At 47.8% G+C, this 7,537-nt stretch carries 7 protein-coding genes; all 7 read right to left on the reverse strand.

All coding sequences use genetic code 11. The features are described from left to right. Positions 1-126: 126 nt before the first annotated feature. Positions 127-1,725 carry an HDOD domain-containing protein gene (locus HWQ67_RS09900; RefSeq protein ID WP_218252528.1) on the reverse strand — a complete coding sequence of 533 codons (1,599 nt, stop codon included), beginning with the start codon at positions 1,723-1,725 and terminating at the stop codon, positions 127-129. Positions 1,726-1,732: 7 nt separating this feature from the next. Further along, on the reverse strand, positions 1,733-2,449 hold the full coding sequence (locus HWQ67_RS09905; protein ID WP_218252529.1) for a hypothetical protein: 717 nt from the start codon (positions 2,447-2,449) through the stop codon (positions 1,733-1,735). A gap of 141 nt (positions 2,450-2,590) precedes the next feature. Further along, on the reverse strand, positions 2,591-3,604 hold the full coding sequence (gene ilvC, locus HWQ67_RS09910) for a ketol-acid reductoisomerase (RefSeq protein ID WP_218252534.1): 1,014 nt from the start codon (positions 3,602-3,604) through the stop codon (positions 2,591-2,593). A 27-nt stretch (positions 3,605-3,631) separates the two neighbouring features. After that, positions 3,632-4,564 (reverse strand): ACP S-malonyltransferase, encoded by a 933-nt coding sequence (fabD, locus tag HWQ67_RS09915; protein WP_218252530.1) that lies wholly within the window; start codon positions 4,562-4,564, stop codon positions 3,632-3,634. Further along, positions 4,561-5,757 (reverse strand): electron transfer flavoprotein subunit alpha, encoded by a 1,197-nt coding sequence (locus tag HWQ67_RS09920; RefSeq protein ID WP_218252531.1) that lies wholly within the window; start codon positions 5,755-5,757, stop codon positions 4,561-4,563. The genes fabD and HWQ67_RS09920 overlap by 4 nt, the downstream gene beginning before the upstream one ends. A 22-nt stretch (positions 5,758-5,779) precedes the next feature. Continuing rightward, positions 5,780-6,562 carry an electron transfer flavoprotein subunit beta/FixA family protein gene (locus HWQ67_RS09925; RefSeq protein ID WP_218252532.1) on the reverse strand — a complete coding sequence of 261 codons (783 nt, stop codon included), beginning with the start codon at positions 6,560-6,562 and terminating at the stop codon, positions 5,780-5,782. 2 nt (positions 6,563-6,564) lie between these two features. Further along, the coding region (locus tag HWQ67_RS09930; RefSeq protein ID WP_218252533.1) for an acyl-CoA dehydrogenase family protein at positions 6,565-7,537 on the reverse strand (973 nt) is incomplete at its 5' end.

Genomic DNA, 7,537 nt, shown 5'->3' on the forward strand with positions numbered 1-7,537 from the left:
AGTTGATTCATCGCTTTATGTGACATCTATTTTTTTACCCCCTTCTTATTCAATTACACATAAATTATAACTCTTCTCTGCTACTTATTTTTGCAACGGTCTCAAGTTGCATTTGATGCATAAAATCTACTTGTATTTTTGTTTGACCGCCAGGATGGCCTGATCTCTTAAGGTCTTCAGGTATCGCAGGATTTTTGGTTCTATTTGCAGTTCTCCAGCGAAGGGTTTGTCGGTGTAGATTATTCCTAGAGGGATTTTATTTATCTTTATCGGAAACAATAGAAACGTCTCAGAATCGAGGAGATTTCTGTACCATCCAGGGATTCGTGCCTTTACCCTGGCTTCGTTGATGTCGTTTATCAGCAGGTCTGCTCCATCGGTGAGTGATTTGTTAAAAATATCCTCCGCGTCGATATCCACTACGAATTTAAAACGCGTTATCACCGACATGACGTCCTCTCCAAAACCAAAGCGGGCCTCCATGATGTTGTCTTTCGGCGTCTTTATGCAGATTATTATTCTGGTCGTGCCGAGGCCACGAAACATTATCTCCAGTATCATTCTTAAAATATCGTTAAGCGATATGTCCTCAATCAGTGCCGTTGCCACCTCCTGTACGCCTCTTGCAAATATTGTCATCGGGTCATCGTCAACAGTGGATTGGCTGCTCATATCCAGCACTTGTACACCGTTGCTGCCTCCGTAGGCGGAGTCCTTAACGGATTTCGCCAGTTTAGTTCTTGGGTCACCGGCCTTCTCTTCGTTTTTCTTCTCAGTACCTTTATCGTCCAGCAACCCCTTTATTGTTTTAACAAAGCTTATTTGACTGAGATTAATATTGAAGTCCCTGGCATAGTCTAATATCTCGTCTTGTGCCTTTTGAACTATCCCGATAATCTGTTCGGCGGAGATACTAAAGCAATCTTTATATTTTTCGATCAGGGAATTTAAGCCGCTTTTCCATAGCTCTTGATCATTGTCTGTGGAATTGGCAATCGCGCAGAGTTCGTTTGAGAAGTTCACAATGCATCGGAGCATATCAAGCTCCGAGGTAGGTCTGGGAACCTTCGGTTGGTTGTATCTCTGCATGCAATATACTATTTGATTGGAAAACTGCCATTCTTTGGCGAACACCATGCCAAGCTTTTCGTATGATATCCCAAATATTTTAAATGACGCAGCCCCCTCATTGACTCCACGCTTGCTAATCAATTCCCTGACCAGAGTGCTGTCTCCTGGAAGATAGAAAGTCGAGAGTATCTTCCCAAAATCGTAGAACATCGAGCACAAAAAGGCCTCTTCGGTGTTTTTCTTTTCCAGTGCCAGTGCCAGCTCACGCGCTAAAATGGCACTGATGAAACTTGTCATCATGACGTTTTTGAGCTCTTTTACGAGGTTTTTATTGTTTAGGTTATCAAATAACATTAAAGAAAGCGCGGCATTCCTTATGTGATCGAGTCCCAGGATATATACCGCCCTCGATACCGTGTTGATCTTCCCGCCGTATGTGCTCTTAATGTAATGGGCCGTATTTGCTATTTTGAGAATCTTGTTGGTAAGTGCAAAATCGTGCAATATCGTATCTGTTAGCTGGGTTACTGTGGCATCGCTTTTTGCATCGGCTTGCCTGCTGACCAGGTTAAGCGTATGGGACATGACCGGGAACTCATGTACCGACTCTAATTCTTTTTTGATTATTCCTATGGTATCTTCTTTTGTTTTCATGGTGTCCTTATCTGGTTGAGGACGGTTTTTTTGTTATTTTAAGGTCTTTAACCTTTTCCTGAAGCTCGGTGAATGCGTTTTCAAGCACACGTATGTAAACTTGCAGTTCTTGATTGCTCCTGTTGTAATCGGTAAGGATTGCCTGAAGGTTTTTGGACTTCTCTGCCCTGTTTTTATTTTGTACGTAGAGGCGGTCATTGAGTTCTTTTATTGTTTGAAGTTTTCGGATAACCCCCTTAACCGTATCCCCATAGCCCATCAACACTATTACCTCCTCCTTTAGCACAGCAATGTTTTCAGCGGCGCTGTCAGAAGTTTTGCCGCTTTCCACTTCGGACATGAGCACATCGGCACGATTCGATGTGCTGAGCAGATCGCTGTTGTCAAGCGACAACAGGTCTTCGGTTTCTTGTTGATCACAGGAATCCATGGGAACAGTATCCTCAAGTGCGTTCTGTTGCGCTGAAATCTCCATCAGTTTTCCGATATTCTTATCGAAAGAACCAAACACACCTTCCCAGAATATCCTATCGTGCAGCGTCTCCTCTGCACGGCCCTCATGCTGCCTGGCTATGCCGCCAATTAAGGCATTTATTAAATCATGTTCTATCTCATATACCTTTTTCAGGACATCTCCTTCGCCTTTGCTTATCTTGTTTTTGACCTGCTTAAGCTTGCCTCTCAGGTATAGTTGTAATTCTTCCCCGTCTTGTGGTGGCGGCATAGGTTTCTTTCTCTTATACAACACAAGGCTTACTACTATAAATAGTATAAGATATTCGAGTATTAATACAAATATCGTTATATCTAAATTCGTCGTCATGGCTTAATCAGGCCAAACGGTTTAAAACCAGGGACCTGACATTTATGCCTTCGATTTATCAACTAACTTACCTTTTTTCAACCAGGGCATCATTGCCCTGAGTTTGGCGCCAACGTCCTCAACAAGGTGTGCCTCGCCCTTGCGCGTCAGGGCATTGAACACGGGTTTGTTCGCACGGCATTCCAAAATCCATTCCCGTGCAAAGACCCCTGACTGTATCTCCGAGAGAATTCTCTTCATCTCCTTTTTCGTCTCTTCAGTTATTATTCTTGGGCCTCTGGTGAGGTCCCCATACTGGGCCGTGTTGCTGATGGAGTAGCGCATATTGGAAATCCCGCCCTCATATATAAGGTCAACGATTAATTTTACCTCATGCAAACACTCAAAATAGGCCATCTCAGGGGCATAGCCGGCTTCGGTAAGTGTCTCAAATCCCGCCTGTATCAGCGCGGTAAGCCCGCCGCAAAGTACGGCCTGTTCACCGAAGAGGTCAGTTTCGGTCTCTTCCCTGAAGTTGGTTTCTATGATGCCAGCTCTGCCTCCTCCGATTGCCGAGGCATATGCAAGGGCGATCTCTTTCGTATTACCAGACGGGTCCTGATGAACCGCAATAAGGCATGGCACGCCGCTTCCTTTTATGTATTCGCTCCTGACAAGATGGCCGGGGCCTTTGGGGGCTGCCATAAATACGTTCATCTCTGGAGGCGGCACTATCTGTCCGAAGTGTATATTAAAACCATGGGCAAAGGCAATATAAACCGATTTTTTTATGTACGGGGCTATGTCGTTATTATAAATATCCGCCTGATACTCATCCGGCAGGAGGATCATTATTACGTCAGCAATGGCTGCCGCCTCAGATGGCAGCATGACCTTAAAACCGGCATCTTCAGCCTTTTTCCAACTGCCGCCTTTTCTTAGGCCGACGGTTACATCCATGCCGCTCTCCCTGAGATTGTTCGCATGGGCGTGGCCCTGGCTGCCATAGCCCATGACGACGATTTTCTTTCCCTTCAACTCCTCTGATTTTGCATCCTTGTCGTAGTAAACCTTGATCATGAAACCTCCGAAGTTTATGCCTTCTCAGGCGTTTAGTGCATTTAAGAAGCGCTCCAATGAGGCGCCGTCGTTTACGCTGTATATTGCCGCTTTTGAGTCAATGCGTTTTATCAGACCGCTCAGGACGGTCCCTGGCCCAACCTCGACAAACACCTCTACGTCCATGCCGGTTATCGTCCTTATCGAATCCTCCCAGAGCAGGGGGCTGTTGAGCTGTCTTACCAGAGAGGATTTTATCTTATCCACGGTTCCCAGCACTATAGCGTCTGCGTTGTTGACAATAGGGATTTCAGGCTTGTGAAACGAAATGCCCTCCATATATGTGCCCAGTTTCTCAGAAGCACTCATCATCAGCGTACAGTGAGAGGGCACGCTTACCGCCAGGGCAACGGCACGCCTTGCGCCCTCTTGTTTGGCAAGCCTTATGGCTTCCTCTACGGCCTTCTTTTCTCCCGCTATCACGACCTGCTCCGGACAGTTATAGTTCGCTGGTGAGACATAGCCCGAAGCGGCATTCATACAAATCCTGTCAACTGCCTCTCTGTCTAATCCGATTATGGCGGCCATCAACCCTTGTCCCTCAGGGACGGCATCCTGCATGAAATGCCCTCTCTTTTCAGTAAGAATAACGGCATCCCGCAACAGAAGTACGCCCGCTGCCACCAGGGCCGAATACTCGCCAAGGCTGTGACCGGCCACTACGTCAGGTCTTATGCCTTTGAGCTGCAACACTCTATACGCAGCTATGCTGGTGGTTAAAATACACGGCTGTGTACGAAAGGTCTTGTTAAGTTCCTCTTTCTGGCCGCTGAAGCACAGCTCCGCAATGTCGTAACCAAGGGCGTCTGAGGCCTCTTTATATACAACCCTTACCTCGTCATACTTTTCGTAGAACTCTAATCCCATACCGATGGATTGAGAACCCTGTCCAGGGAAAACAAAGGCGGCCCTTCTCATAGTCCTTTCTCTCCTTTAATCTTTTTTATCGCTAACGGAACTATCTCGTATATGTCGCCTACGATGCCATAGTTGGCAATGTCGAATATCGGGGCCTCAGGGTTTTTATTTATCGCAATAATTATATCAGATGACTGCATTCCCACCATGTGCTGAACGGCCCCCGATATTCCACACGCTATATAAATCTTGGGGCAGACTGTTTTCCCCGTTTGACCGACTTGGTGGCCGTACTGAATCCACCCTTCATCCACTGCGGCCCTCGATGCCCCAAGCGTGCCGCTTAGAAGCTCGGCAAGTTCTCTGAGCATTTCAAATCCCTTTGCGTTTCCCAGCCCGCGTCCCCCGGAGACAATCACCTCGGCATCTTGCAGGCTTATATTAAAATACGAGTCCTCTTTTACCACATCCACTACCTTTGTGCGATATGCCTTCACTGGCATTTCTATTTTTACAATCTCTCCCTTTCGGCACGTGTCATAAGAGCCTTTTTTCATTACCTTTGGACGTACTGTGGCCATCTGCGGCCTTGTGCCAGGACAGAGGATTGTCGCCATGATATTGCCGCCAAAGGCCGGCCTTATGGCAAGCAGGTTGCGCGTCCCCTCTTCTATCTCCAAAGAGGTGCAGTCTGCCGTCAGCCCGGCATGAAGGCGTGCTGCCACGCGAGGGAAGAAAGACCTCCCCACTGCCGTTGCCCCCGCAAGGACTATCTCAGGCTTATGCTCGGATATTATCTTTGATAGTAATTCCGTATAGGGTTCGTCATTAAATCTCATAAGTCGGTTGTCGCAACACAAATAGACTATGTCTGCTCCCCATTTGATAAGCTCTGCGGCCTCTGCCTCACCGGCGCCAAACAATGCGGCACTGAGCTGGACAGACAGCGTATCGGCAAGCCTCCTGCCGGTTGATAGCAGTTCAAGTGCCACATGGGCAATTCTGCCGTCTCTCTGTTCTGCAAATACTAAAATACCCTTATATGCGGTCATATCTCCTAGCGTATCTTGTGCTGGAGAATCCGTATATTCTTTAATTGCCCCCTCTGGACAGGCGCTCATACATGCGCGGCACAGCTGGCAGTACTCGTTTATAAAGGCCTTGTCCTGCGTCATCACTATCGCGTCGTACGGACATGATGCAATACATGTCTGGCATCCAGTACACAGCTCCCTATCCACCTTAATCTGCATGATTACTCCTTAGTGTGCCTTATTAAATACATTTAATTTCTTTTAATATCGAAATCAGTTCATCGGTCTGCTCGCCGGGTGTTCCGCCGATTATTATCCTGTCTTTTTTCGTCTGAGGTGCGAAAATATTTTTCACCTGCGTTGGTGAACCCTTTAGGCCAAGATTGTTTTCGTCCAAGGAGAGGTCTTTGTGTGTCAACTTTTTGATTTGAAGTTTCTTTGCCCGCATTTTCCCCTTTAATGACGCCATTCTCGGTTGATTCAGTTCCTTCACTACCGTTAGCAAGACCGGAAGCGGTGCTTCCACTACGTCGTAGCCTTCGTCCATCAGCCTTCTTACCGTTATCGAGTCGGTCGATATGGATGTTATGCTGCTGACATATGAGATATGTGGTATATTCATAAATTCCGCAATAGCCGGCCCGACCTGGGCAGTGTCTCCATCGATAGCCTGCTTGCCGCATAAGACCATGTCGCAGCCTAAAAACCTTATCGCCGCTGACAGAGTGTACGCAGTTGCCCACGTGTCCGAACCTGCAAATGCCCTGTCGGTAAGCAGCACCGCATCGTCGGCCCCCATCGCAACGGCATCTTTCAACGCAATCTCGGCCTGCGGCGGTCCCATTGTCAGCACAGTTACCTCGGCGCTCATCATATCCTTTATTTCAAGGGCCGCCTCAATTGCGTGCAGGTCATAGGGATTTATTATGCTTGGCACTCCGTCTCTTATCAATGTGTTTGTCTCGGGATTTATCCTTACCTCTGAAGTATCTGGCACCTGCTTTATGCACACTATGATTTTCATGCTCACTTGTTCCTCGTGAACTCTTTAATCAGGTTCTGACAAATTACGTTTCTCTGTATCTGGTTCGTGCCTTCGTATATTTGGAGGATTTTAGCATCACGCATCATCTTTTCAAGCGGATACTCCCTCATATAGCCGGAACCTCCCATCACCTGAAGGGCATCCGTTGTCACCTTCATGGCAACGTCTGTTGCAAATGTCTTGGCAATTGCAGAGGCCTTTGTAATCTCCTTTGCCCCGCTGTCAACATAACGCGCCACGTTATAGACCAGCGCTCTGGCGGCCTCTATCTGAATTGCCATGTCGGCCAGCATGTGCTGGATGGCCTGAAAACTTATAATCGGCTTCCCAAACTGTATGCGATTACTGGCAAAGCTCGTCGCCTCCTCGAAGGCACCCTGGGCAACCCCAACGCCTTGTGCCCCCACACCTGTCCTTGACTGGTCAAGGGTCTTCATTGCAACTATAAACCCCATCCCGTCACGCCCAATGACGTTGTCCTTTGGTATGCGGCATTCATCAAACACGAGTTCGCACGTGGCCGAGGCCCTTATGCCCATTTTCTTTTCTTTCTTGCCAAACGTAAAGCCGGGCGTACCTTTTTCAACTATCAGGGCTGATGCCCCGCGTGCCCCGCGGGACTTGTCCGTCATTGCTATTACCGTATATATGTCGGCCACGCCGCCGTTTGTTATCCACTGCTTTGTGCCGTTTAGTACATATTCGGTTCCACTTTTTATGGCTGTCGTTTGTATGCCTGCCGCGTCGCTTCCGGCATTAGCCTCCGTTAGGCCGAAGGCTACGAGTTTTCTTCCTGATGCTATATCCGGCAGATATTTCTTTTTCTGTTCGTCCGTTCCAAATAACAGTATCGGATACGTCCCAAGGGCATTTGCCGCATAACTTGTCGATACACCCAGGCAGGCCCTGCTCAGCTCCTCAACGGCAAGGCATAGCTCAAAGGCACCCTGGCCC

This window comes from Candidatus Magnetobacterium casense, assembly GCF_019173545.1.
Lineage (GTDB): Bacteria > Nitrospirota > Thermodesulfovibrionia > Thermodesulfovibrionales > Magnetobacteriaceae > Magnetobacterium > Magnetobacterium cryptolimnobacter.